The sequence below is a fragment of the Methylobacterium sp. WL69 genome (assembly GCF_008039485.1).
GTDB lineage: Bacteria > Pseudomonadota > Alphaproteobacteria > Rhizobiales > Beijerinckiaceae > Methylobacterium.
In genome coordinates this window covers 1-23737 of the sequence record NZ_VRUZ01000067.1, presented here as the reverse complement: position 1 = coordinate 23737, position 23737 = coordinate 1, and the positions used below count along the sequence as shown (strand labels likewise).

Sequence of the window (23737 nt, the reverse complement as noted above, 5' to 3'; positions counted from 1 at the left end):
CTTCTGCCGGCTTCTTGGCCGGTCCGGATGTCTGCTTCATCTTCGCTCCTCAGGGGCTACGATGAACCAGCCATCCTCCGTTCGTGAAGACCCTCATTCTGTCCCACAGGTGCTGACGTCGGACACCCGGCCCATATCGTCAGGGCGAACCGGACCGGACTACCCTGTGCGTGCCGGTAATGATCGAAGACGGTCTCGCCGCCATCGTCCACATCGAGCGGGCCTTGCCGGCACGGTGGACCCAGGAGGAGGAGTCCCTCGTCCGCGACGTGTCCGGCCGCATCTTCGCATCCTTCTGCCGGACACGGGCACAGGAGGCGCTCTCCGCCGGGCACGGGCGTCTCGAAACCGCCCTGACGGCCACCCGCCAAGGCCAGGCCCGCCTGTCGATGGCCGTCAACATCGCACGCCTCGGCATCTTCGAGTGGGACACGGTCACCGGCGCGGTCGAGATGGACGACAGGAGCCGCGAGATCTTCGGGCTCGCGCCGGAGGGACCGGTGCACCAGGACGAGGTGTTCTCCCGCCTGGAGAAGGTCGACGTCGAACGTGCCCATGCCCTCACCGAGGCGGCGGCCGTCGACGGCACAGAGGTCGTGGCCGACTATCGCGTCACCAGGCCCGACGGCACCACGCGCACGATCCTGAGTTCCAGCGAGCCCCTGCAGGACGAGGGCGGGCACCTGCGGATGATCGGCGTCTTTCACGACGTCACCGTGCTGAGGCAGGCCGAGGCCGACCTGCGTACCCTCAACGCGGACCTGGAACGTGAGGTCGTCGAGCGCACCCAGGCCCGAGGGCGGACGTGGACGCTTACCCCCGACTTGATGTGCGCCCTGGACCGGCGCGGCTACCTGGTGACCTCGAACCCGGCCTGGCAGACCTTGTTGGGATGGTCGGATGTGGAGATCGCGCAGACGCCGATCTGGGATCTCCTTCATCCCGACGACGTCAAGCGCACCCGGGTCGGCCTCGAACGGATCGAGGACGGCCAGCCAGCGGTCGGATGCGCCAACCGCTACCGCCGCAAGGACGGGTCCTACCGTTGGATCTCGTGGATCGGCGTGCCCGAGGACGGGCTGGTCTACTGCACCGGGCGTGACGTCACGGTCGAGAAGGAACGGGAAGCGGCGCTCGCCGCGCGCACCGCTGAACGCGACCTGTTCGCTACCATCGTCGAAACCGACAGGGCGCCGATCTGCGCCTTCGACCATGACTTCCGCCTCATCGCCTTCAACCAGGCGCACAGCGACGAATTCCATCGGATATTCGGCTATCGCGTCAATCTCGGGGACATATTCCCGGACTTGTTCACGGAGGACCAGGCGCACGTCATGCGGGCGTTGATGGCGCGGGCCCTGGCCGGCGAGGTGTTCACCGTTGTCGAGGAGTTCGGCGACCCGAGCATCGTCAAGCCGTACTAGGAAGTCTCGTACACCCCGCTCAGGGACGGTGACGGACGGATCTTCGGCGCGTTCCACCACGCCCAGGACATCACGGAGCGCGTGCGCGCCACAGCCGAGCTCGACAGGGCCCAGGACGCGCTTCGCCAGGCCCAGAAAATGGAGGCCGTCGGTCAGCTTACCGGCGGGGTCGCCCACGACTTCAACAACCTGCTCACCGTCATCATGTCGTCGACCGACCTGCTGAAGCGCCCGAACCTCCCCGAGGAACGGCGTCAGCGATACATCGGTGCGATCTCCGACACGGTGACGCGGGCAGCCAAACTGACCGGACAGCTCCTCGCATTCGCCCGGCGGCAGGCGCTCAAGCCCGCGGTGTTCGACGCCGCCAGAAGCGTCGAGACCATCGAGGAGATGATCGGCACCCTGACGGGATCGCGCATCCGCACCGTGACGCGCCTGCCCGACGAGGCCTGCCTCATCGACGCGGACCCGAGCCAGTTCGAGACCGCCATCGTCAACATGGCCGTGAACGCCCGCGACGCGATGGACGGCGAGGGGAAACTGACCATCTCGGTCCGGAACGTCGCTGCGATTCCCGGCGACCGGAGCCATGCCAGGGTCGTCGGGCGCTTCGTCGCCCTGTCGATCTCGGACACCGGCACGGGCATCGACGCCGGCATCCTCGACAAGATCTTCGAGCCGTTCTTCACCACCAAGGAGGTGGGGCACGGCACCGGCCTCGGCCTGTCGCAGGTCATCGGCTTCGCCAAGCAGTCGGGCGGAGAGGTCCGCGTCGTGAGCGCCATCGGCGAGGGGACGACCTTCACGCTCTACCTGCCCCGCGCCGCCAAGGATGCGCCGGCCGTCGTCGATGATGCGGACCCGGCGCCCCTGATGGACGGACACGGCACCAGGGTGCTTCTCGTCGAGGACAACCGGGATGTCGGCAACTTCGCGACCCAGACGCTGCACGACCTCGGCTACGAGACGGTCTGGGCGATGGACGCACGGCAGGCCTTGGCTGAGCTCGCGAAGGCGCCGGACCGTTTCGACGTCGTGTTCTCCGACGTGGTCATGCCCGGCATGGACGGCGTCGAGCTGGCCCGGGAGATCGGGCTTCGGCACGTCGGCCTGCCGGTGGTCCTGGCGTCAGGCTACAGCCACGTGCTGGCGCAGAACGGCACTGACGGCCTCGACCTGCTGCACAAGCCGTACTCGGTCGAGCAGCTCTCGCGCATCCTGCGCAAGGTCACGACGCGGCGCCGCCGGGTGATGGACACCGGACGGTAGGCGGTAACGGAAAAGCTACCGCCCAGGGATTGCAACCGAAGTGTTGCCTGTCTGTTGAACGCCCATGCCGACGAAGCGCCCCCTCGAAGCATCGGTCGTCCTCGTGGTTGAGGACTACGATTTCGTACGCTCGAATGCCGTCGACATGCTTGAGGATGCGGGCTTCACGGTGGTTGCGGCCCGTCATGCCGATGAGGCCTGGGACATCCTGCATCGGAGATCCGACATCGGCGTATTGTTTACCGACGTCGATATGCCGGGAACCATGTGTGGCGTCACCCTCGCCGAGCGGGTCAGCGAGAATTGGCCGGACATCCGGCTGGTTCTGACTTCGGGACGGCATCGGTTCACGGACGAAGAGGTTCCGGACCACGGGTTGTTCGTGCCCAAGCCATATAACGCCTCGGACGTCATCAAAGCGATACAACACGCGGTCTGATCATAGTCCAGCTCACGCTGCCTGGTCATCCTCTCTCAGGGGCGATGGCAAAGTACCTCGTACCCATTATCGTCGGATGGCGAGGCCCGCCGCGGTTAAGCGCCGAAGGTCTCGCCAGCCGGCATTTGGTTCATAGTTCTAAAGGTCCAGTCCCGACAGGGTCGCTGCCGCCTGTATCAGGGCCAAGTGGGTCAATCCTTGTGGCAAATTCCCGAGGAACCCGCCTGTTTGGGGATCGGCCATTTCTGCATAGGTGCCGGAGTTCCGGTCCAATGCTGCGACCACCGCCTCGAACTTCTCCGACGCCTGATCGTTCTGCCCGAGAAGGGCCATCGCCTCGCAGAGCCAGAAGGTGCAGGCGAGGAAGCAACCTTCCTCGGCATCCACGCCCGAGTAGCGGTAGTGATAGGGACCTCGACCGAGCTCCCGGTCAATGGCCTCGCAGGTCGCCCGCAACCGGTCGGCGCTCCCATATCGGAACCGGACAGCGAGGGTCATGGAGGCATCGAGCTTATCGCTGCCGGGATACATCACGTAGGCCTGCTTCGCCTCCGACCAGCAATGCTCCTCGATCCAGTCCGCTACGCGGTCGCGGGCCCGGACCCAACGGTCCTTGCAGGTGCCCGGCAGATAGCCCTTCTCGGCCATCTCGACGGCCCGGGCCAGGGCCTGCCAGCAACTGATCTTGGAGCCGGTGTAGTGCTGCTGCTCTGGAAGCTCCCAGATCCCAGCATCCTTCATCTTCCACTTCTCGGCGCATTCGTCGGCAAGACGCGCCAGCAACGCACCGCTGCGCAGGTCGAGCATGCCACCCCCGGTAACGAAGCGCTCCGCCGTCTCGAAGATGTCGCCGTAGATGCCGTGCTGGTGCTGGCCAGTTGCTGCGTTGCCCGTTCGGACCGGGCGGGAGTTCCGGTACCCTGGAAGGTCGAGTTCCTCCTCCTCCGAGACCATCTCCCCGTTCAAGGTGAAGAGGACCTGGGCGCCGTGCTCCTCCAAGTGGCGGACGAGCCAAGTCAACGCGGCGCTGGCCTCGGCATGGGCCCCGAGGCGGAGGAACGCCTTGATGACGTAGCCGGCATCCCGAACCCAGGCGTAGCGGTAATCGTAGTTCTTCTTACCTCCGATACCTTCCGGCAACGAGGTCGTCGCCGCGGCGGCGATGGCGCCGGTGGGGGAGTAGAGCAGCAGCTTGAGGGCGAGGGCGCTGCGTCCAACCTGTTCCGGGTACCGCCCCGCGTAGCCAAGGCGTTCGGTCCAGTTGCGCCAGGCATCGCAGGAGCCATCGATGCGTCGGTCAATGTCCGCGACTGGGGCGACGACGAGTGGCTCGTGCTCGCCGGCAACGATGGCCACCGTCTCGCGCTGCCCCGCCGACACCTCGACGCTGGCCTTGATCGCATGGTCATCCTCGCCATCGATGCGGATGCCCTCGCTGTAGCGGAATAGCCCCATAAGGTCGGCGACGTGGAAGGCCGTGCCGCTTGCGTTCGACGAGAGGAATGGTCCGGCCGTGTCGCCCCGAGTTCCGAACACGAGCTCGATCCGGAAGCGGACACGCCCCTCGATCCCCTCGATGCGACGTGCCAGCTCCGCCCATGGCAACCGCCCGGCCGGCCCGCTGTTCAGGCTCTCGGTCAGGCGCGCCTTTCCGGTCGCCGTGGTGAACACGGTCTCATGGACGTTACTTCCGTCGCGGTAGCCGATCTCGGCGGTAAACGGGGCATCGGGCGTGACAGAGAAGTAGCCCCCCTCAAGTGGGGACAGCAGACGGTCGAAGAGCGGTGGGGAATCGAGGTTCGGGCAGCACCACCAATCGATTGAGCCGTCGGCACCGGACAGGGCCACGGACCGGCCCTCACCGAGGGCGGCATAGGCTTCGAGGGGAAGGTATCCGTCCTCGCGTTCGACGGGCCCGCCAGTGCGGGGAAACGGCTTCAACAATCGATGGCTCCGAGGATGGCGAAGGGTGCGTGGCGACTAGGCGCGAAGCTGGGGTAGAACACGGCTGCCGAATGCCTGGATGAAGGCATCCTGGTTGCGGCCGACCTGATGGACGATGATCTCCTCGAAGCCGATCTCCGCGAGGTTGGCGAGCCATGCTGTCTGGCGCCCGAGATCAGAGGACACGCGGACACAACCGTGAACGTCCTCGGGACGTACGAAGCGCGACGCGGTCTCGAAGTCCTCCGGCGTGCGCAGGTCCCAGTTGGCGTCGCCCTCAAGCATGTTGGCGGCCCATTGCCCGTGGGCTTCGGAGAGGGCCCGCCCGTCGTCCATATCCCAGCACACCTTCGTCTGGAGGAAGACGGGCTTGCCTTCGCCCCCGCCCGCGCGGAAGGCCTCGACGACGGGACGGAGCTTGCCCGGCTCTATGCCCACCGTGACGAGACCGTCGGCCCATGTGGCGACCTTACGGGCCGTCTCAGTAGTGACGGCGCCGGCCAGCAGGAGGGGTGCCTTGGCCGGGCGGGAATACAGTTTGGCGTCCACCACGGTGACCCGGCCTCGGTGCGTCACGGTCTCGCCGTCCAACAGCGCCCGGATCACCGCGGCGCACTCACTAAGGCGGGCGGTGCGCTCGGCCTTCTCCGGCCACGGCATGCCCGTGATGTCCTCGTTCAACCGCTGGCCGCTTCCCAGGGCCAGCCAGAGGCGTTCCGGGAACATCTCGGATAGGGTCGCGGCCGATTGGGCGAGGACGGCGGGGTGGTGGCGATACCCAGGCGCCGTGATGATGCCGAACGGCAATTGCGTGGTCGCGAGCGCGGCACCGAGCCAGGACCAGGCATGACCGGCGTGGCCCTGGGCGTTACTCCATGGCTTGAAGTGTTCCGACGACATCGCACAGGCGAAGCCGGCACGCTCGGCTGATTGGACATGCGATAAAAGCGTGGAGGGCGCGTATTGCTCGTGGGAAGCGTGATAGCCGAAGCGCGCCAAGTTGGTTGTCCCGATTAAACGGAAAGCGAACGGCGGCTGGAACCCGACGTTCCTGCATCTGAGTGCTTCAACTCGACACGTCCTCATCACCTGCGGCAGGTCCGCCCGGCCCGGAACGCAGATTTCTGCCAGCAGTTCGGGTCCCCGGGGAATGGCTCCCCGGAGCGCCACGGCCTTGCAGGCATCAACATCAGGACTTCGTTTCCTCGTCGCTGAAAGCGAGCCTCCGGAAGCCCGTGAGAAGCGCCGTGGCAGTGTTGGGCGCTCGTCGGGCGAGACCTACGTCGAGATCCTAGCTCTCCTTGCGCCAGGGGCCGTTTGCCATCGCGTCATGCCCGCTGACGCGAACAGTACATTCCCGAAGGGCGAGAGCCTGGGCGTATACGATGCGGTCTTCCTCTCGGGCTCGCCCCTGTCTCTCTACGAGGACACGCCGGAGGTCAGGCGCTCCCTCGCGTTCATGAATGCCCTGTTCTCGTCCGGGACACCTTCCTTCGGCTCCTGCGCCGGCCTGCAGATGGCGACCGTCGCAGCCGGCGGCACGGTCCGTAAGAACCGGAACGGTCCCGAGGCGGGGTTTGCCAGACGCATCGTCGTCACCGATGCCGGACGGTGCCATCCGCTACTGAAGGGACGGCCCGGCTCGTACGACGCACCGAGTATCCATACGGACGAGGTCGAGACCCTGCCTGACGGGGCGACGCTACTAGCGCTCAATCGGTCCACCGTTGTCCAGGCTGCGGAGATCCGACACGACGGCGGCACGTTCTGGGGGGTGCAGTACCACCCGGAGATCGGCCTCGACGAGGTCACGGGGGCCCTCAGGCGGCAAGCGGACGACCTAGTCGAGAGCGGGTTGGCGCGTAGCCAGCGCGAAGTCGAGGAACATGCCGATCTCGTCGAGGCCCTCCACCGTGAGCCCGGTCGACGCGACTTGGCGTGGCGACTCGGATTGGATGAGCAGGTCACCGATAAGGACCTTCGACGAACGGAGCTCCGCAACTTCATTGAGGCGCTCGTCATCCCATCCCATGAACGTCGTCGCTGACTCCCAAGACAGAACGGATGCCGAAGCGACTTCGCGGAACGCTCGGCGGAACCTTTACCTGAGCCGAATGGTCACGTTTCGAAGTTCGCGCGATTTAGCCCTTCCAACGTTGGTGGAACGGGGTATCGACGTAGAAACCCAAGTCGCCCACGCTCGGCCAATGCGAGTTTCCCAGGATAGTGTCGGATCGTACCGAGGACGCCCGCATCGATGCGGAGATCACCCGCCACGTAGCAGGCTCGGACCCATTCGCGGGGGCGGTCCGGGCGACGCGTATGCCCATGCTGATCACCGACCCGCGTCTGCCCGATAATCCCATCGTCTTCGTCAACGACGCCTTTAGCAAGCTGACGGGCTACCGCCGCGACGAGATCCTCGGTCGGAACTGCCGGTTCCTCCAGGGGGCGGAGACGGATAAGGACGAGGTCGCACGGCTCCGGGATGCCATCGAGCGGCGCACCGCCATCGAGCTCGACCTTCGCAACCACCGCAAGGACGGCACCGTCTTCTGGAACCGCCTTCTCGTTTCGCCGGTGTTCGATGCGGACGGCGACCTGACGTACTTCTTCGCCTCGCAGTTCGACGTCACCTTGGAGAAGGAACGTTTCGTCCGACTCCAGGCGGATCGCGATGCCCTGGAGGCCGAGGCTGCGCAACGTTCGCAGGATTTACGCCAGAGCGAGGAGCGGTTGCGCTTCACCCTCAAGGCAGGTCGCCTCGGGACATGGTCACTCGACCTGGGCACGATGCGCCTGATCGCGTCCGAGGGTTTCAAGGAGAACTTTGGTCGCTCGGCGCACGATTCCATGACTTACGAGGAGACGATGGCGGCGATCCATCCCGACGACAGGGAAAGGAAGCTGGCCGCGAGGGATGCGGCTATCGCCGAGCATTCGGACTATGACATCGAGGTTCGGCTGCTGACGCCCCAGGGTAAGACCCGCTGGCTCCAGTTGCGCGGGCAGGCCTCGTACCGGGCGGACGGCACACCACTGAGCATTGCCGGTATCAGCCTCGACATCACGGACCGCAAGCGCGCGGAGGAGCACCGGGACCTCCTTGCCGGCGAGTTGAACCACCGCATCCAGAACACCCTTGCGACCGTTCAGTCCATCTCGCGTCAGACCCTTCGCAACGCCCCGTCGCTGGAGGCGGCGCAGGAAGCGATGGAGTCCCGCCTCAAGTCCCTGTCGGCCGCGACCGAGATGCTGACGCGAGGCAGCGGCGATTGGGCGACGCTGACGGAGGTAATCATCGCGGCGCTGCATCCCTTCGGCGTGGAGCAGGACACCCGCTTCAAGATCGGCGGGCCGATCCTGCGGCTGGCGCCTCGAGTGGGCCTTGCCTTCGCCCTCGCCATCCACGAGCTCGCCACGAACTCGGTCAAGTACGGCTCCCTCTCCGCGGACCTCGGGCGGGTGATCGTGAGCTGGGACGTGGTCGAGGGATCGGACCCGGCGCGCCTATGGTTTCAGTGGCAGGAGATCGGCGGCCCCCATGTCTCGCGACCGACGCGGACGGGCTTCGGCTCGCGCATGATCGAGCGGGCGCTGGCGATGGAGATCGGCGGGACGGCCGAGATCGACTACCGTACTCGCGGCGTCGTCTTCACGGCCGAGGCGCCGCTGCCGGAGATCACGCGCGACTAGGCGTCATCCGTGAACCGTGGCTTCCGAAATGGCCTTGGTCACCGCGCGCCTCAGGATGCGGGATAAGTCCTCGACTGAATAGGGCTTTTTCAGGAGTGGGAAGCCGTGGGTTCCCTGTTCAGCGATCACGTGGCTGTACCCGGAGGCGAGGACGACCGGTAAGCCGGGATGCCGGTGGCGGATCTCCCGCGCCATGTCGATGCCGTTCATCCCGGGCATCACCACGTCCGAGAACACGATATCGAACCCCTGGGAAGTGGTCAGGGTGGACAGGGCTTCCTCGGCGCTCATCGCCCAGGCCGTCTCGTACCCGAGTTCCCGAAGGGCCTGAGTGGCGAAGGCTCCGACCTCCTCGTTATCCTCGACCACGAGGACGCGGGTGCCGTGGCCGTCGGCCAGGGGCTCGGGCTCGCCGTCATCCTCGACCGCTACCGACCGTCCCACCTCGCGGGGCAGATAGAGGGTGAAGGTCGTCCCCATCCCAAGAGTGCTCTCGACAAGCACCTCACCGCCCGACTGCTTCGCGAAGCCGAATACCTGCGACAGGCCGAGCCCAGTGCCCTGGCCGACGCCCTTGGTTGTGAAGAAGGGCTCGAAGATGCGGTCGAGGTCGACCTCGGCGATGCCCGTACCGGTGTCGCGGACGGAGACGGCGACGAAGTCCCCGCGGATGAGTGGATGGGCACGCACCGCAGGAATGGTGGAGGTCTGGCGCACGAGTATGTCCAGCCGGCCCTCGCCATCCATCGCGTCCCGGGCGTTGATGGCCATGTTCACCAACGCGGTGTCGAACTGGCTCGGGTCGGCGTCGACCAGATAGGGGACTTCCTCCCCACGCCCGTCCTTGTTCGAGGCCACGTCGGTGACGACACGGATTCGGGCACCCGTGAGGGTACCGACCATGTCTGCGACCGAGGCGACGCTGCGGCCGACGTCGAAGACCTCCGGGGTCAGGGACTGGCGCCGGGCGAAGGCGAGCAGTTGTCCAGTGAGCTTGGCGGCCCGGGTGACCGTATCGGAGATCGCACCGATGTAACGCTGCCGGCGCTCCTCCGGCAGGTCCGGGCGCTTGAGCAGGTCGGTCGAGGACTTGATCACCGTCAGGAGGTTGTTGAAGTCGTGCGCGACCCCGCCGGTAAGTTGGCCGACCGCCTCAAGCTTCTGCGACTGGCGCAGTTGCTCCTCCAGGGCGCGCCGCTCAGTGACGTCGCGCCCCGCGGCGTAGAAGTGGTCGTCCTGCGGGATGGCGTTCCATGACACCCAACGATGACCGCCGTCCGCCGTGAGTATCCGCACATCGAGGCTGTCTAGGGCCCGGCCAAATCGTAGGCGCTCGAACGCGGCGGTCGCGGCCTCCTTGTCCTCGGGATGGACGTAGGCGCCAAACCCGGTTCTTACGAGGTCGAACTCGGACCAGCCCAGCATCTCGGTCCAGGCCGGGTTGACTGAACGAAAGACACCATCAAAGCCGCAGACAACGAGCAAATCGCGGCTGGCCCGCCAGACGAGGTCGCGCTCGGTAGTGCGCTCCCGGGCGGTGTCCCTCAGGACGCTCTCGGCCATCTGCCGGTTGGTGACGTCGTTGAACAGCAGGGCGACGCGGTGCTGGACGGGCTCACCGATCCGCAGGGCCTGAACCTCGAACCAACGGCCGAGCGAGACGACCCCGCTCTCGAACCGAACCGCCTTGCCGGTCATGGCGACCGCGCCGTAGGTGTCGAGCCATCTTCGTTCGAGGTTGGGGACCACCTCGCTCACCCACTTGCCCACCACGTCGTCGAGGCCGGTGTGGTGCGAGAAGGCCGCGTTGGCCTCGATGAAGCGGTAGTCGACCGCCCGGCCCTCGACGTCGAACCGTAGCTCGATCACGCAGAAACCGGCGTCCAGGGCGTTGAACAGGGTGCGGTAGCGCGCCTCGCTTTCGGCGAGCTTGCCCTCCTCGGTTCGGAACCGGGTGACGGCGAGTTGGCTGGCGAAAAAATAGCGTAGGTCACCATCCGGGGAGTAGACCGGGCTGACGTAGAGCTCGTTGCGGAAGGTCGAGCCATCCCGGCGGTAATTCAGGATCTCGACCACGACATCGCGCCGCGCGGCGATGGCGTCGCGCACCTTGGCGATATTCGACGGGTCGGTGTCAGAGCCCTGCAGGAAGCGGCAGTTGCGGCCGATCAGCTCCTCAGCCGAGTAGCCGCACAGGGCCTGGAACGCCCGGTTGGCGAAGACGATGGGGTTATCAGGCAGGTTCGGGTCGGTGACGATCTGCGGCATGCGGGTCTTCTCCGCCGCCGTGAACAGCAGTTCGACGTCCGCGCCGGAGGTCCGCTGGCCGCCTTCAGGCAGCCTGACGTGAAGCGTGTTCTTCTCCCGTGTACGGGCAAGCTCCATCTCTAAACGACGGTTCTCGCTCCGCAGCCACTCGATCTCGTCGTCCATGCCGTCCGTTTCCGGGGGCAAGATCCCCACTGCCATGCCCGTGCGCAAACGGTTCAGGACGAAGGAAGCTCCCGCCTGGGCGTCCGTGACGCCCTATGCCGACATCCGCATCGGGTAGGGGGTGGCTATCCTACAAGGTCGCTCCGGCCACCGCGTCGAGCGGTGGTGCAAACGGGCGTCACGCATGACGTCTACGGACCGCTTGCCGCGATGGGGGCGGGAAAGGCACCGGTGCCGCGGCCAGGATCGGCTTCCAGGTCACGTTCCAATCGTCCATCGGAGCGGGGTCTGACCGATGGACGAGGTCGAGGAATGCCAGGCCGATCTCCATCGTCGCGCGCTTGACCAGGGGGTTTAGCGGTCCGCCGTTTCGGAGGGACCGGTCGGTAAAGACGCTGTGCGAACCGTCCTGGAACACGACGAGGGCCTTCTGCGGGGTGGGGATGGCGTTGAAGACGTCGATGCGGTCCTGGACTGGGGAGTAGCGCCCCGGGATGCGGATCGTATCCTCCGTCGTGGTTATGTGGAGGGTGGGGACACCGACGGTGGCAAGCACGGCCGCCAGGTCGCTCTCGCCGTAGAAGGGTGGGGCCGAGATGACGATACTCGTCGTGAAGCGCGGGTCGCGAAACCCAAGGGGCTTCCCGTCGCGGATCACCTGGGCGCCGGTGAGGATCAGGGTGGTGTTCGCCCCGAAGGAATGTCCCGCCGCGACGATGCGCTTGCGGTCGATTGCGGCGTGGAAGGGACCGGTCTGGTCAAGCAGGCGGTCGAGGCCGAAGCTCACGTCCCGCGTCCGCTCGATAGCCTCGCGCTCGTCCGCCGCGCCGTCGAGGCGGTCGAGGAGCAGGAGCGGGTTGCCTTGCCACAGCGTCTCGTCGCTTCCGACGTGCTGGATATGCAGGCTGGCCGTCCCGCGCGCCGACCATCCCTCACCGAGGTAGCTGTAGCCCTTCCGGGAACCGCCGAGCCCGTGGGAGAACACGATCAGCGGCACAGTGCCCTTCTGGGTCGAGGCGGCCGGCCAATAGAGCCGCGCCGGCACCGCGCGGGCGCGTGACAAGTCGACCCAATCAAAGTCGATCACCCGGGCTTCATCGGTGACCGGGAGCGCCATCGCCGGCAAGCGTAGAAACAGCGCGCTGGCACTTACGGCAAGGGCCGTGGCACCAAACCGACGGCGGGTTGGGCCGCGCGTGGCAGGTTCCAAGACCGTCTCCGAGTTGGACGGGGCGTCGGCGATGATGGTCATTCACGTCCCGCGGAACCTGTTAGCAAGCCGAATAGAGCGGAGCCTTGTGTCCCAGGTTTGGCAATGCCGGACCGGACGTATGCCCCCCCCCCACCCCGCCACCCTAGGCTTTGTGTCGACCACCACGACTGACGGGCAATAGGACCATTCATTAGGCTTGGGAGTTTAGCATCGCATTCACGTCGACGATCAAAGACTGAAGCATCCGCGACGATAGGCGGTGCGGCGGCCCCAGGCGCGATATGGTCCTTATAGGGCCTTCGATGAGCGGGCAGCGACCGCGGTCTAGGTTTTGTCCGCCTAGCCGTCGTTCTTGCCGCGCGGTTTTCCATCGTTGTCCAGGGCCACGTATGTGAAGACTCCCTCGGTGACCTTTTCCGGTTCACCCCCCGTGCGGTCCCTGGCCCAGACCTCGATCCTCACGCCCAACGATGTCTCGCCGTCCTCCTGCAGGCTGCAGTAGCAACTGACCTCGTCGCCCACCGCAATCGGGCGCAGGAAGCGCATGGCGTCGATGCTGACGGTCGCGACGCGGCCCTTCGTCCGCTGGGCGGCGAACGTGCCGCCTGCCAAGTCCATTTGCGACACCGTCCATCCGCCGAAGATGGCACCGGCGGCATTCGTGTCGCGTGGCATGGCGATGGTGCGTAGGTGCGGTCCCTCGGAGAGTCGTGGGATCGTGTCGCCCATGTGAGATGCTCCGAGGAAGCGAACGTTCAGGCCTGCGGTCCGACAAGCGGTGAGGTCGTGTAGTGGGCCAGTAGGTCCGCAGGATCCCGGTAGGTGGCGATGCAGCCGGACTGCTTCAGCTCCTCAGCCGTCCAACCGCCACTGAGCAGGCCAATCGTTCGTATGCCGGCCTTGCCGGCGGCCTCGGCATCGTAGGGTGTGTCGCCGACTACAATTGCATCGCCTGCCTCGATCCCATCGAGACGCTTCAAGGCGGCCACGAAGATGTCCGGGTTCGGCTTGCTCTCCTCGGCATCGTCGGAGGACGTCTCGATGTCGATGAGATCCTGGATGTCGGCGATCTTCTTGTAGACCTTGAGTTCGTCCGCCTTGGCGGAGGAGGCCAACGCGAGCCGCTTGCCGTCAGCCAGCAGGCGTTCGATGAGTGCCCGGACCTGGGGCAGCCCCTTGATCGTCGGTAGGTAGCGTTCCTTCAGGACGTTCGAGCGGTGCTTCTCCAGCGCGTCGCCCTTCTCCGCCATCTCGTCCTCGGACAGGAACACCGGGAGCAGGAGGTCGCCGCCCTTCCCGATTTGCCGCCGAAGGTCCTCGAAGGGGATATCGTGGCCGAAATCGCGAAAGGCATCCTGCCAGGCCTGGGCGTGCTGGGGAACGGAGTCGATGAGCGTGCCGTCGACATCGAAGATCACTGCTGCGGGCATGAAACGTTTCTTCCTCTACCCTTACGGAAGCGGCGGTTCGGGTCGCAAGTTCCAGCCTGAGGGCGTGGCATGACCAACGTGGCATGCCACTACTGATCCGAGGGGTGCCGGTCGATGTCATGGGGGGTATGAGGGTGCATGCGCCGCCCCCGCCCGAACGTATCGTCTGCCTGACCGAGGAGACGGTCGAGACCCTGTACCTCCTCGGTGAGCAGGACCGCATCATCGGCGTGTCCGGCTATGCCGTGCGCCCGCCTCAGGTCCGTCGTGAGAAGCCTAGGGTTTCGGCCTTCACCAGCGCGGACCTACCGAGGATCCTCGCCCTCGCACCCGATCTGGTGCTTACCTTCTCCGATCTTCAAGCCGGCATCGTCGCGGATCTCGTCCGTGCGGGGATCGCCGTGCATGCCTTCAACCAGCGCGACGTCGCTGGCATCATGGCGATGATCCGCACCCTTGGGGTCCTCGTTGACGCCCGCGAGCGGGCCGAAACGCTCGCCACCAGCTACGAGGTCCGGCTGGCGCGGGTGGCTGACCTCGTCCGCGGGCGACCCCGGCCCCGGGTTTACTTCGAGGAGTGGGACGAACCCCTCATCTCGGGGATCGGCTGGGTGTCGGAGCTCGTGCGCATCGCTGGCGGCGACGACATCTTTCCGGAGCTTGCCCGGCAGGCGGCCGCCAAGGACCGCATCGTAACGCCCGATGCGGTGGTGGCGGCTGCGCCCGAGGTCATCCTGGCGTCGTGGTGTGGGAAGAAGGTCGTGCCGTCCAGCATCGCCTCCCGAGCAGGCTGGGCCAATTTGCCAGCCGTAGCTCAGGGGCGCATCCACGAGATCAAGTCGCCCCTCATCCTCCAGCCCGGGCCCGCGGCACTGACCGACGGCCTGGACGCGATCCTGTCTGCCCTTGGGCACCCACCGGTGCCGAGCAGCCCAACGCTCCCTATCCTCGGCTAGAGCCGTTCCCCTTCGGATTGAGGCCGGGGTACCCGCCACGAACATCCGCAATGGGTGGTTTCCTGCCGGTCCGTTTCTGGTCGGCGAAGGCATCCAAGCGGACGAAGTTGCGGGGATCGCTCACGACCCTTCACTTAGCCCTGGAGAGGTTCGCTTATCGACCTCAACGGCTCCGGCTTCGTATCGTCTGGCAGGATACGCTGGAGGTGATTGTAAACGACATCGGCGCTAAACGGCTTCTTGATGAAGCACGCCGAGTCCGGCAGATCGCCTGGAGCGGGCATATGATGACCTGAGGCCACCACAATACCTATATGCGGGTGGTCGGAAGCGGCCTTGCGGGCCAGCGCGAACCCGTCATAGTGGCCGCTGAGGCCCACGGCGGTGAACAGTAGTGCGAACTCCGCACCATGCTTGTCCAACAGGCGCATGGCCTCCTCACCAGTTGCCACATCGAGCACCCTGAAGCCCGCACCCTCAAGGATGCTCACGGCGTCCATGCGTACGAGACTATGGCCTTCGACGACCAGAGCGTAGGGAGGGGATGAAGAGCGGAGCCGATGCATCTCAGCGCTACGCTTAAGAGAGCCGATGGCTCCCGTAGTCGCTTCAATCTAACGTGATTGATGTTAAAAATTGCAAGTCAGCCAGACAATCTGGCATTGTTGGTTGTTTTGAGGCAGAGATCCACCTGGGACGCTTCAAGACGAAATCATATTTTGTATTCATAATCCGAGATGATCATAGGGACACGCCCGATACCGGGGTTCAAATCGTGGGTCTCGCGCAGGATCACCCAGAGGCGGAATGCCCACTTCAGGGCGAAGGATCAGGGACCGCTCACCACCCCCAGCCGAACTTGCGTGGCGGCCGACGAATGACCGCTTTAGAGAACCGCAAATCGCGTTCCCGGCGGCTGGGTTGGGTCGGGACCGCCTGCTCCACGGCCGGGTCGGGTGGATTTCTGCCGGTCCGCTTCCGGAGAGTAGTTTCAAGTAAGCGGACATAGCCGCTGAGACCGCTCGCGACCCCTTGCAGAAGGCTGGAGGGTCCGCTTCTTGGTAGATGATTGGATGGAGTACGAGGATCTCAGCGCGGGGACTGGCGTTTGCTCGCTTCATACGAAAAGCCGACCCGCAATGGATTTTTACGTTCGATCCTTCCAAGCGCGATCGAAATCGATCTTCGGATTGCCTCATCTAGGGATTGTGTGCAGGATCGTAGCGATCGCCCAGAAGTTATCTACATGCGGGCATGCAGCTGACATCGGAGTGCTCATGACGCACCGCCTACACGCAGACCGCTGCCTGGAGGTTGCCCGTGAGTTGCGCGCTGCGGCCGAAGAGACGCGGCGAACGCTTCAGGTCTCGCGCGATCTCGTGCGGCGCTCACGCGAGCAGACCGCCGCAGGGCTGCTAGCATGCAGCACGGGTGGCGACCTCGGCCCGTCAAACCAATTGGTGACGTCTCTCATCGAGGCCTACGAGGCCGCTGAAAACGAGCCTGACACCCAGACCCGTCTGCTCCTCGGTCACGTGCTAAATCATGTCGGTCGTCGCATTGCCGACGTGATCGGACCGCGCGTGGCCGGGATCGCAGTGCATTGACCAACGAGGCACAGGGATCGGCGAGATGCATGGCGAACGGTGACAATCCGCAGGACGACGGCCCCGGTATGCTAGACCGCATCGCCCGGACGTTGGGTGTTCCAGTCGCGACCTTCCTCACGGCCGACGCACCTGAGACACCGGACGCCGAAACCGCTATGGCGGGTCTAGATCATACCGCCGAAGTAGTGGCGCTGCTCCGTCTGTTCGCGCGGCTGAAGAGCCCCGAGGCCCGGGCCCGCTGCATCGCCTACGTCGTGCAGGAGGCCACGCAAGACGTCTCATCCGCGCGGCCGTCACCGAGATCCGGCAAGAATGCATGATGCTGGGACCTATCGAACGGCGCAGCATCGATCCGAAGGCTCAGAACGTGGTGATGGACCAGGACCACTTCCCGATTGTCGGCATCGGCGCGTCCGCGGGCGGCATCGAAGCGATGCAGGGCTTCTTCCGTGGAGTGCCGGAGACGCTCGGGGCCGCCTTCGTCATCGTCACGCATCTCAGTCGAGAGCACAAAAGCCTGCTCCCGGATGTGCTGGCCCGCTTTACGCCGCTTGAGGTCGAGGCTGCCGCCGACGGCGAGCTGGTCCGACCTGGTCATGTCTACGTCATGCCGGCCGGGTTCGTTATCGGCATCGCAGGCGGACGGCTGACGTTGAAGCCGCTCGGGCCGGCGGTCCGTGAGACCAAACCGGTCGACATCTTCCTGACTGCCCTGGCCCTCGACCAGGGCGCGCGCGCGGTCGGCGTGATCCTGTCCGGCGGCGACGGCGACGGCGCCATCGGCGTCAAGGCGATCAAGGAGCAGGGCGGCCTGACCCTGGCCCAGACCGCGGATGGCTACGGCCCCGAAACCCCTGACATGCCCATCAGCGCGCTGCGTACCGGCTTCGTTGATTTCGGCGAGGCGGCCGAACGGATGGGCGACCTGATCGCTGCACACTTCGCCGGCAATAGTCCCGCCATGCAGGATGGTCGCGCCGACCAGGTCGCGCGGGAGTTCGATGCCGAGCTGCTGACCGAGATCTTCGCCATCCTGCGCTCGCAGGTCGGCCACGACTTCTCCGGTTACAAACCCAGCACCTTCGTGCGTCGCCTGCAGCGGCGCATCAGCGTCGTCGGCGCGGCTGGGCCGGACGGCTACCTCAAGCTGCTGCGTGCCGACCCGGCCGAGGTCGGAGCGCTATTTCGGGATCTGCTGATCGGTGTGACGAACTTCTTCCGCGACGCCGCCGCCTTCGAGGCTCTGGCGGCCGACGTCATCCCGAAGCTGCTCGACGAGCGCGCGGCGACCGATGTCGTGCGGATCTGGGTGCCGGCGTGCTCGACCGGCGAGGAAGTCTACTCCCTTGCCATCCTGCTACGCGAGCACATGCTCACCCTGGCCGATCCGCCGCGCGTGCAAATCTTCGCCACCGACATCGACGAGCGCTCGCTCACAGTCGCCCGGACCGGGCTCTATCCGAAGACCTACCTGTCCGCCGTCTCGCCCGAACGGATTGCGCAGCACTTCGTTGTCGAAGGCGACAGCGCGGTGGTCGCCAAGGCGGTGCGTGACCTCTGCACCTTCGCCCCGCACAGCGTGCTGCGCGACCCACCGTTCTCGCGGCTCGATCTCGTCTCATGCCGCAACCTGCTGATCTACCTCGGCGTCGAAGCCCAGCAGCAACTAATGCCGGTACTGCACTACGCCCTACGCCCGCGCGGCTACCTGTTCATCGGGATGGCCGAGAACGTGACGCGCTTCGAGGATCTGTTCGAGACGATCGACAAGCGGAACCGCATCTTCCAGGCCCGCGACGCGATCCCGCCGGCCCGGTTGCCGCCAATGTCCGGGCCGGACACGCCGATATTTTCGGGTGCCGGTCAGCCATACCGGCGCAACGTCACGACGCACGCGGCCCTGCGGCATACGGTCGAGACGCTGATGCTGGCCAAGTTCACGCCGCCCCACGCGGTCGTAACGCGGACGGGCGAGGCCGTGCACTACTCGTCGCGGATCGGCGATCATCTGGAGGTCGTGCCGGGCCAGCCGACCCGGGAGCTGGCCGCAATGGCGCGCAAGGGCCTGCGGCTGGATCTCCGTACGGCACTGCGCGAGGCGATCGAGGGCAACACCCGGGTCGTGCGCGAAAGCATCAGCGTCGAGCTGCCGGACGGCCGCCTTCAGACGATCTCGTTGGTCGTCAAGCCGCTGAACACCGCCGGCGCGACCGAGCCACTGTTCCTGGTCGTGTTCAACGAAGCCGCTGCGCCCGTCATTAAGGAACGGCAGGCCCTGGAGGCGAATGAGCGGGACACGGCGTTCCAGAGCCTGGAACGCGAACTAAACGTGACCCGCGAGCGGCTTCAGGGTGTGATCGAGGAGTACGAAACGTCCCTCGAGGAGCTTAAATCCTCGAACGAGGAACTCTACTCCGTCAACGAGGAGATGCAAGCCGCTAACGAGGAACTGGAGGCTTCGAAGGAGGAGACACAGTCTCTGAACGAGGAGCTTCAGACGGTGAACGCCGAGCTGACGTCCAAGATCGAGGCCATCGATCAGATGAGCGACGACCAGTCCACGTTGTTCGAGGGCATGAACGTTGCCAGCGTGCTCCTGACGCCTGATCTCCACATCCGCATGTTCACCGCTGCCGCGGCGCAGATCTTCGGCCTCCAGCCGGGCGACGTCGGCCGGTCCCTGCGCAACTTCTCGGCGCCGATCCCCCTAACGTGGCTGTTGGACGAGATCCCGATGGTGCTGGCGACGAGCCGGCCCTCCGAGCGGACGATTGAAGGGGAAAACGGCGCTCGCTACCGTGTCCGGTTGATGGCCTCGTCACGAAAGGGCAGCCGGATGCCAGTGATCGTCGCAAACTTCACGAACCTCCTGGAGCAGGGATGACCGAGGAGTTAGGGCTCCGCGCCCAGGACCTTGGTGGCCCGTCCGCGAACGCGTGATGCCCACGAAGTTGCCTACGCGAGGGTAGCGGGCGACGGCACACCTTTGCAGAGCCCGGCCGCCTCTGGTTCATGAGAGAGCGGATCACGGCGTCGGCCTAAGCCGAAGGTTGAACGTCAGCTTTCTGGCAACTGGCCAACGTCCGATTACCACCCCGAGCCGAAGTTGCTGGACGGCCGACGAGCGACCGCTTTCGGGAAGCGCCAACTGCTTCTCGTACGGCTTGCTTGGGTCGGGACCCGCTTGTCTGCTCTATGACCGGGTCGGGTGGTTCGCAGCCGGTCCGCTTTCGGGAAGCAAACCCAGGCGACAGGAAGTTCGGTCGGACCGCGACGCCTGCCGACGTTCCACCGCTAACGCAACAGGAGGCCACGACCCGTCTACGTGGCGCAAAGGCGTGGTGCGCCAACGCGCCGTGACGGGCAAGCCATGTCGCCCGCGGCGGCCTCTCTTTACCGGGAGCCCTGACCGGTCGCCGGACGAACCCTAGGCGGCCTCGCATGCGAGGGCAGGCAGGTCCGCCCCGGCCTCGATCTCGGCCGCCGCGGGCAGGCGCCCGAGTCCGAGCAGGTGCAGGAAGGCGGTGAAGGCCTTTTTGCGGCCGTTGCTGCAGGCGGCGGTCACCCAGTTGCCCGTCGCGTAGTAGGCGATGAAATCGAGGGCGGCGGGGTCGCTCTGCAGGACGACCCGGTCGAAACCCTTGGTGTGGCCGCCGTAATCGAGCCGCTTGTCACCCTGGTTGCGCAGGGTGAAGACCCCGCCCAGCTCCGTGACGGGGACATCCTGTCCCGGCAACTCCGGCGCCACCGCCCGGCTTCCGGTCGCGACGAGGATCGCGTCGGCCGTCATGGTCCGGCCGTCAGCCAGGGTGATGTCGCGCCGGACGGGATCGACCCGGACGACCTCCCCGGTTATCCGCTCGACCGCGTTGACCTGCGCAAAGTCGGGCTCGATCAGCACCCTCTCCGGCGGGGTCGGCTTGGCCAGGAACTGCTTGGACAGCTTGGTCCGATCGTAGGGCGGGTGCGCCTCGCGGCCGACCATGGTGATACGGCCGCGATAGCCTTCGCGGCGCAGGGTCTTAATGCGGGCGACGGCTGCGGCACCCGAGCCGACGACGAGCACGCTCGCCACGGTCGCGCCCGCCGACCTCGTCGGCGCCGGCTCCGGCGTGAGGATCGCGACGGCGTCCGCCCCCTCGATGCGGACGGGGTAGCGCGTCAGGGCGTCGAGGGCCGGTGGCTCCTCCAGGCTTCCGTCGGTCAGTGCGAAGGCGGCCTTGTGCCAGTGGCAGTAGAGGCGTCCGCCGCAGATCTCGCCCTTGGCTAGCGGCGCCCCGAGATGCGGGCACTTGGCCTGGAACGCCCGAACGCCGGAGGCGTCGCGCACGAACAGCACCGTCTCGTCCCCGGCCGCCCCCTCCTTCATGCCCTCCATCGGGATCGCGTCGAGGGCGAGGCGGATCTCGGTTCCGGGCATGGCTGGCGTCGCTCCTGGTGAGCGTCAGCGCGCCCGGGCTATCAAATCGCCGAACCCGTTCCAGTCGCGGCGGCGTCGGGCCGTCGACGCCCCCGTCTCACCGGGTGGTGAGACGGGGGCGCGCTGCCGCGTCCGTCGTCAATCAGGCCGCCATCGGCCCCTGACGCCGGTGGCCCTTCACGTCGTACCGGTCGAGCATCATCACCTTGTTCCAGACCCGGACGAAGTCCGCGACGAACCGCTGCTGGCCGTCGCTGCCGGCATAGGCATCGGCGATGTTACGCAGCTGCGCGTTCGACCCGAAGACGAGGTCGTTGCGCGTCGCCTCGAACCTCGCCTGCCCGCTTGCGCGGTCCTTCAGGGCGAAGGTGGTGCCGGCGGCGTCGGCCTTCTCCCAGACCAGGTTCGTGTCGGTTAGGGTCCGGAAGAAGTCCGTCGTCAGCACGCCGACCCGGTCGGTGAAGACGCCCCGGTTCGAGCCGTCGTGGTTGGCGTTCAGAGCCCGCAGGCCGCCGGTCAGCACCACCCATTCCGGCGCGGTCAGCGTCAGCAGGTTGGCCTTGTCGAGGAACATCTCCTCCGGCGACAGGCGCGGCGCCATCGCCCCGAACCCGTCGTCGACGTAGTTGCGGAAGCCGTCCACGACCGGCTTCAGCCACGTGAACATCTCGATGTCGGTGAGCGCCTGAGTGGTGTCGACGCGCCCAGGCGTGAACGGCACGCGCGTCTTGATGCCCGCATCCGAGGCGGCCTTCTCCACAGCAACGCAGCCGGCGAGCACGATGAGGTCGGCGAGCGAGACCTGCTTGCCGTCGTCACGCCCGCCGTTGAACGTGGCCATGACGCTGCGGAGCGCCTCGACCACGGGCGTGGCCCGGCGGTTGACGGCCCAGTCCTTCTGCGGGCTCAGCGCGAGGCGGCCGCCGTTGGCGCCGCCGCGCTTGTCGCTGTCGCGGTATGTCGAGGCTGCCGAGAAGGCGGTGAACGCGAGGTCCGAGACCGACAGACCTTTGGCCAGGATCGCCTGCTTGAGCGTGGCGACCTCGGCCTCGCCCACCGGGGCGTAGGTCGCGTCGGGGATCGGATCCTGCCACAGCAGGCCGTCCTCGATCGTCACCTCCGGGCCGAGGTAGCGGTGCTTGGGACCCATATCGCGGTGGGTGAGCTTGTACCACGCCTTGGAGAAGGCCTGCGTGAAGGCGTCGAAGTCGGCGAGGAACTTCTCGCAGACCTTGCGGTACTCCGGATCGACCTTCAGGGCGATGTCGGAGGTCATCATCATCAGGGGGTGCGACTGCCCCGCGACGTGGGCGTCCGGCGTCCTCGGCGCATTTGGGTCCTTGGGCGTCCATTGCAGGGCGCCGGCCGGGCTCTTGGTCTGCTCCCAGTCGAACTTGAAAAGGTTCTCCAGGTAGGCGTTGTCCCACTGCGTCGGGTCGGGGGTCCAGCTCCCCTCAATGCCGTTGGTCATCGTGTCCTTGCCGGCGCCGGTGCCGTTCGGGTTGTGCCAGCCGAGCCCCATCGCCTCCATCGGCGCCATCTCCGGCGGCGGCCCGATCTCCTTGGCCGGCGTCATGCCGTGGCTCTTGCCGAAGGCGTGGCCGCCGGCGATCAGCGCCACCGTCTCCTCGTCGTTCATGGCCATGCGGGTGAAGGTCACCCGGATGTCGTTGGCCGAGCCCTGCGGATCGCCGTTCGCGTAGGGCCCCTCGGGGTTCACGTAGATCAGCGCCTGGTGGGAGGCGGCGAGCGGGTTCTCCAGGTCGTAGTCGGGGTCGCCGTTCTTTCCGCGCCAGCGCTCGTCGCGGTTGACCATCTCGTCGAAGCTCGCGACGGAGCCCATCTCGACGACCTCAGGCCCCCAATAGGTGGCGTCGTCCGCCTCCCAGGCGTCAAGGCGCCCACCGGCGAAGCCGTAGGTCGGTAGGCCCATGATCTCCAGGGCGCAATTGCCGGTGAGCACCATCAGGTCAGCCCAGGACAGGCCGTTGCCGTACTTGTGCTTGATCGGCTGAAGCAGGCGGCGCGACTTGTCGGTGTTGCCGTTGTCCCACCAGCTCGAGATCGGTGCGAAGCGCTGCATCCCGGTGCCGGCACCGCCGCGCCCGTCGGCGATGCGGTAGGTGCCGGCCGAATGCCAGGCCATGCGGATCATCTGCGGGCCGTAATTGCCGTAATCGGACGGCCACCAGGCCACCGACGAGGTCAGGAACTGCTTGATGTCGCCCTTGAGCGCGTCGAGGTCGATCGCCTGGAAGGCGGCAGCGTAGTCGAAATCCGGCCCGAGCGGATCGGCGGCCAGCCCGTTCTGGTGCAGGAGCTCGACCCTGAGCCGGTGGGGGTACCAGTTCTCCAAAGCCGGACGGCTGCCGAGGGCTCCGCCGATGCGGTCGCCTCCGAACGGGCACTGGCCCGCCATCGGGTAGGAGGCGGTGTCGGTCTTGTCGGTCGTCATCGTGTTCATCAAAATCCTCTCGGCGCAGGACCGGCGTCGGCGGCCCGTCGTGGACGGCGGCGCCAGGCGCGGCGCCCCGCGCGGGACGGACGCGCTTCTACGATCCTGCATCGCGAGCGACATCAGCTGCGGGCCTCGAAAATCAAGGTGCCGCGCCGCCCAAGCGGGCTCGAAGGGCTCCGCCGCGCCTGGGGAGACGCCATCTCACATTTGCGCGAGCCGATCGCGTGCAATTCAAGTTTTCGCCGACGATCGACCGGTCAACGCCCGCAACGGGCCACCGCGACCGCCGTCCCGTCGCGCGTCCTGCGCAGCCGTTGTCCGTCGTCAGATGATTTGGGACATTCAGCGGTGTTCAGGAGCGGAGGCTCTGGTCCATCTGGGGTGAGAGGTTAGGCGGCCTGCGCGTGGTGGCGCAAGCGGCGATCCATCAGGGTCTGGCGCT

Annotated in this window: 17 protein-coding genes and 1 pseudogene; 9 read left to right on the top strand and 9 right to left on the bottom strand. The window is 66.2% G+C overall.

Going from position 1 to position 23737, the window contains the following annotated elements; all coding sequences use genetic code 11:
- Window positions 1-269 precede the first annotated feature (269 nt).
- From FV218_RS22855 to FV218_RS16390, 3 genes and pseudogenes are all read left to right on the top strand, one after another.
- Window positions 270-1424 (top strand): PAS domain S-box protein, encoded by a 1155-nt coding sequence (locus FV218_RS22855; RefSeq protein WP_187273086.1) that lies wholly within the window; start codon window positions 270-272, stop codon window positions 1422-1424.
- Between the two features lie 75 nt (window positions 1425-1499).
- Window positions 1500-2696, top strand: a pseudogene (locus FV218_RS22850) (ATP-binding protein); the annotation flags it as partial.
- Window positions 2697-2760: 64 nt separating this feature from the next.
- Entirely contained in the window at window positions 2761-3135 is a 375-nt protein-coding gene (locus tag FV218_RS16390; RefSeq protein ID WP_056088160.1) for a response regulator, read from the top strand.
- Between the two features lie 138 nt (window positions 3136-3273).
- Here FV218_RS16390 and FV218_RS16385 read toward each other — a convergent pair whose 3' ends face one another.
- Window positions 3274-5076, bottom strand: coding sequence for a glycoside hydrolase family 15 protein (locus tag FV218_RS16385; protein ID WP_246685147.1), 1803 nt, complete (start codon window positions 5074-5076; stop codon window positions 3274-3276).
- 39 nt (window positions 5077-5115) lie between these two features.
- Window positions 5116-6078 carry a TIGR03885 family FMN-dependent LLM class oxidoreductase gene (locus tag FV218_RS16380; protein ID WP_056088154.1) on the bottom strand — a complete coding sequence of 321 codons (963 nt, stop codon included), beginning with the start codon at window positions 6076-6078 and terminating at the stop codon, window positions 5116-5118.
- 175 nt (window positions 6079-6253) lie between these two features.
- Between FV218_RS16380 and FV218_RS16375 the strand changes: the two genes are divergently transcribed.
- Together FV218_RS16375 and FV218_RS16370 are read left to right on the top strand one after the other, a co-directional pair.
- A complete protein-coding gene (locus tag FV218_RS16375) occupies window positions 6254-7126 on the top strand; it encodes a type 1 glutamine amidotransferase (RefSeq protein ID WP_187273085.1) in 873 nt (290 codons plus the stop codon).
- A 179-nt stretch (window positions 7127-7305) separates the two neighbouring features.
- On the top strand, window positions 7306-8775 hold the full coding sequence (locus FV218_RS16370; RefSeq protein ID WP_147710767.1) for a PAS domain-containing protein: 1470 nt from the start codon (window positions 7306-7308) through the stop codon (window positions 8773-8775).
- 3 nt (window positions 8776-8778) lie between these two features.
- Here the strand turns inward: FV218_RS16370 and FV218_RS16365 are convergent, their stop codons facing one another.
- From FV218_RS16365 to FV218_RS16350, 4 genes are all read right to left on the bottom strand, one after another.
- Window positions 8779-11208, bottom strand: a complete 2430-nt coding sequence (locus tag FV218_RS16365; protein WP_147710766.1) for a hybrid sensor histidine kinase/response regulator — start codon at window positions 11206-11208, stop codon at window positions 8779-8781.
- Between the two features lie 178 nt (window positions 11209-11386).
- On the bottom strand, window positions 11387-12460 hold the full coding sequence (locus FV218_RS16360; protein WP_082475994.1) for an acetylhydrolase: 1074 nt from the start codon (window positions 12458-12460) through the stop codon (window positions 11387-11389).
- Between the two features lie 300 nt (window positions 12461-12760).
- Complete coding sequence (locus FV218_RS16355; protein WP_147710765.1) at window positions 12761-13150, bottom strand: acyl-CoA thioesterase; 390 nt, start codon at window positions 13148-13150, stop codon at window positions 12761-12763.
- A 26-nt stretch (window positions 13151-13176) separates the two neighbouring features.
- Window positions 13177-13851, bottom strand: a complete 675-nt coding sequence (locus FV218_RS16350) for an HAD family hydrolase (RefSeq protein ID WP_056088142.1) — start codon at window positions 13849-13851, stop codon at window positions 13177-13179.
- A gap of 128 nt (window positions 13852-13979) precedes the next feature.
- Between FV218_RS16350 and FV218_RS16345 the strand changes: the two genes are divergently transcribed.
- A complete protein-coding gene (locus tag FV218_RS16345) occupies window positions 13980-14807 on the top strand; it encodes a cobalamin-binding protein (RefSeq protein ID WP_147710769.1) in 828 nt (275 codons plus the stop codon).
- Between the two features lie 134 nt (window positions 14808-14941).
- On the opposite strand, the gene FV218_RS16340 is transcribed toward FV218_RS16345, so the two are convergent.
- Window positions 14942-15373: a response regulator gene (locus FV218_RS16340; protein ID WP_147710764.1), complete on the bottom strand. Its 432-nt coding sequence runs from the start codon at window positions 15371-15373 to the stop codon at window positions 14942-14944.
- Between the two features lie 711 nt (window positions 15374-16084).
- On the opposite strand from FV218_RS16340, the gene FV218_RS16335 reads away from it, so the two are divergent.
- From FV218_RS16335 to FV218_RS16325, 3 genes are read left to right on the top strand one after another with little or no spacing between them, the layout of a single operon-like run.
- The gene (locus tag FV218_RS16335) at window positions 16085-16414 is read left to right on the top strand and encodes a hypothetical protein (RefSeq protein WP_147710763.1); all 330 of its coding nucleotides are present in this window, start codon (window positions 16085-16087) and stop codon (window positions 16412-16414) included.
- Between the two features lie 29 nt (window positions 16415-16443).
- The gene (locus FV218_RS16330) at window positions 16444-16737 is read left to right on the top strand and encodes a hypothetical protein (protein WP_147710762.1); all 294 of its coding nucleotides are present in this window, start codon (window positions 16444-16446) and stop codon (window positions 16735-16737) included.
- Window positions 16734-19301 carry a CheR family methyltransferase gene (locus FV218_RS16325; RefSeq protein WP_147710761.1) on the top strand — a complete coding sequence of 856 codons (2568 nt, stop codon included), beginning with the start codon at window positions 16734-16736 and terminating at the stop codon, window positions 19299-19301. Before FV218_RS16330 ends, FV218_RS16325 begins: the two co-directional genes overlap by 4 nt.
- A 543-nt stretch (window positions 19302-19844) precedes the next feature.
- Here the strand turns inward: FV218_RS16325 and FV218_RS16320 are convergent.
- Together FV218_RS16320 and katG are read right to left on the bottom strand one after the other, a co-directional pair.
- Window positions 19845-20837: an FAD-dependent oxidoreductase gene (locus FV218_RS16320; protein WP_147710760.1), complete on the bottom strand. Its 993-nt coding sequence runs from the start codon at window positions 20835-20837 to the stop codon at window positions 19845-19847.
- A gap of 142 nt (window positions 20838-20979) precedes the next feature.
- On the bottom strand, window positions 20980-23301 hold the full coding sequence (gene katG, locus FV218_RS16315; protein ID WP_056219606.1) for a catalase/peroxidase HPI: 2322 nt from the start codon (window positions 23299-23301) through the stop codon (window positions 20980-20982).
- Window positions 23302-23737 lie beyond the last annotated feature (436 nt).

Excerpts from the sequence above, each read along its gene's own strand:
- FV218_RS16330 (WP_147710762.1), top strand. The coding sequence starts at position 16,444 with ATGGCGAACGGTGACAATCCGCAGGACGACGGCCCCGGTATGCTAGAC.
- FV218_RS16325 (WP_147710761.1), top strand. The coding sequence starts at position 16,734 with ATGATGCTGGGACCTATCGAACGGCGCAGCATCGATCCGAAGGCTCAG.
- FV218_RS16335 (WP_147710763.1), top strand. The coding sequence starts at position 16,085 with ATGACGCACCGCCTACACGCAGACCGCTGCCTGGAGGTTGCCCGTGAG.
- FV218_RS16360 (WP_082475994.1), bottom strand. The coding sequence starts at position 12,460 with ATGACCATCATCGCCGACGCCCCGTCCAACTCGGAGACGGTCTTGGAA.
- FV218_RS16350 (WP_056088142.1), bottom strand. The coding sequence starts at position 13,851 with ATGCCCGCAGCAGTGATCTTCGATGTCGACGGCACGCTCATCGACTCC.
- FV218_RS16345 (WP_147710769.1), top strand. The coding sequence starts at position 13,980 with ATGAGGGTGCATGCGCCGCCCCCGCCCGAACGTATCGTCTGCCTGACC.
- FV218_RS16365 (WP_147710766.1), bottom strand. The coding sequence starts at position 11,208 with ATGGACGACGAGATCGAGTGGCTGCGGAGCGAGAACCGTCGTTTAGAG.
- FV218_RS16390 (WP_056088160.1), top strand. The coding sequence starts at position 2,761 with ATGCCGACGAAGCGCCCCCTCGAAGCATCGGTCGTCCTCGTGGTTGAG.
- FV218_RS16340 (WP_147710764.1), bottom strand. The coding sequence starts at position 15,373 with ATGCATCGGCTCCGCTCTTCATCCCCTCCCTACGCTCTGGTCGTCGAA.
- FV218_RS16355 (WP_147710765.1), bottom strand. The coding sequence starts at position 13,150 with ATGGGCGACACGATCCCACGACTCTCCGAGGGACCGCACCTACGCACC.
- FV218_RS16320 (WP_147710760.1), bottom strand. The coding sequence starts at position 20,837 with ATGCCCGGAACCGAGATCCGCCTCGCCCTCGACGCGATCCCGATGGAG.
- katG (WP_056219606.1), bottom strand. The coding sequence starts at position 23,301 with ATGAACACGATGACGACCGACAAGACCGACACCGCCTCCTACCCGATG.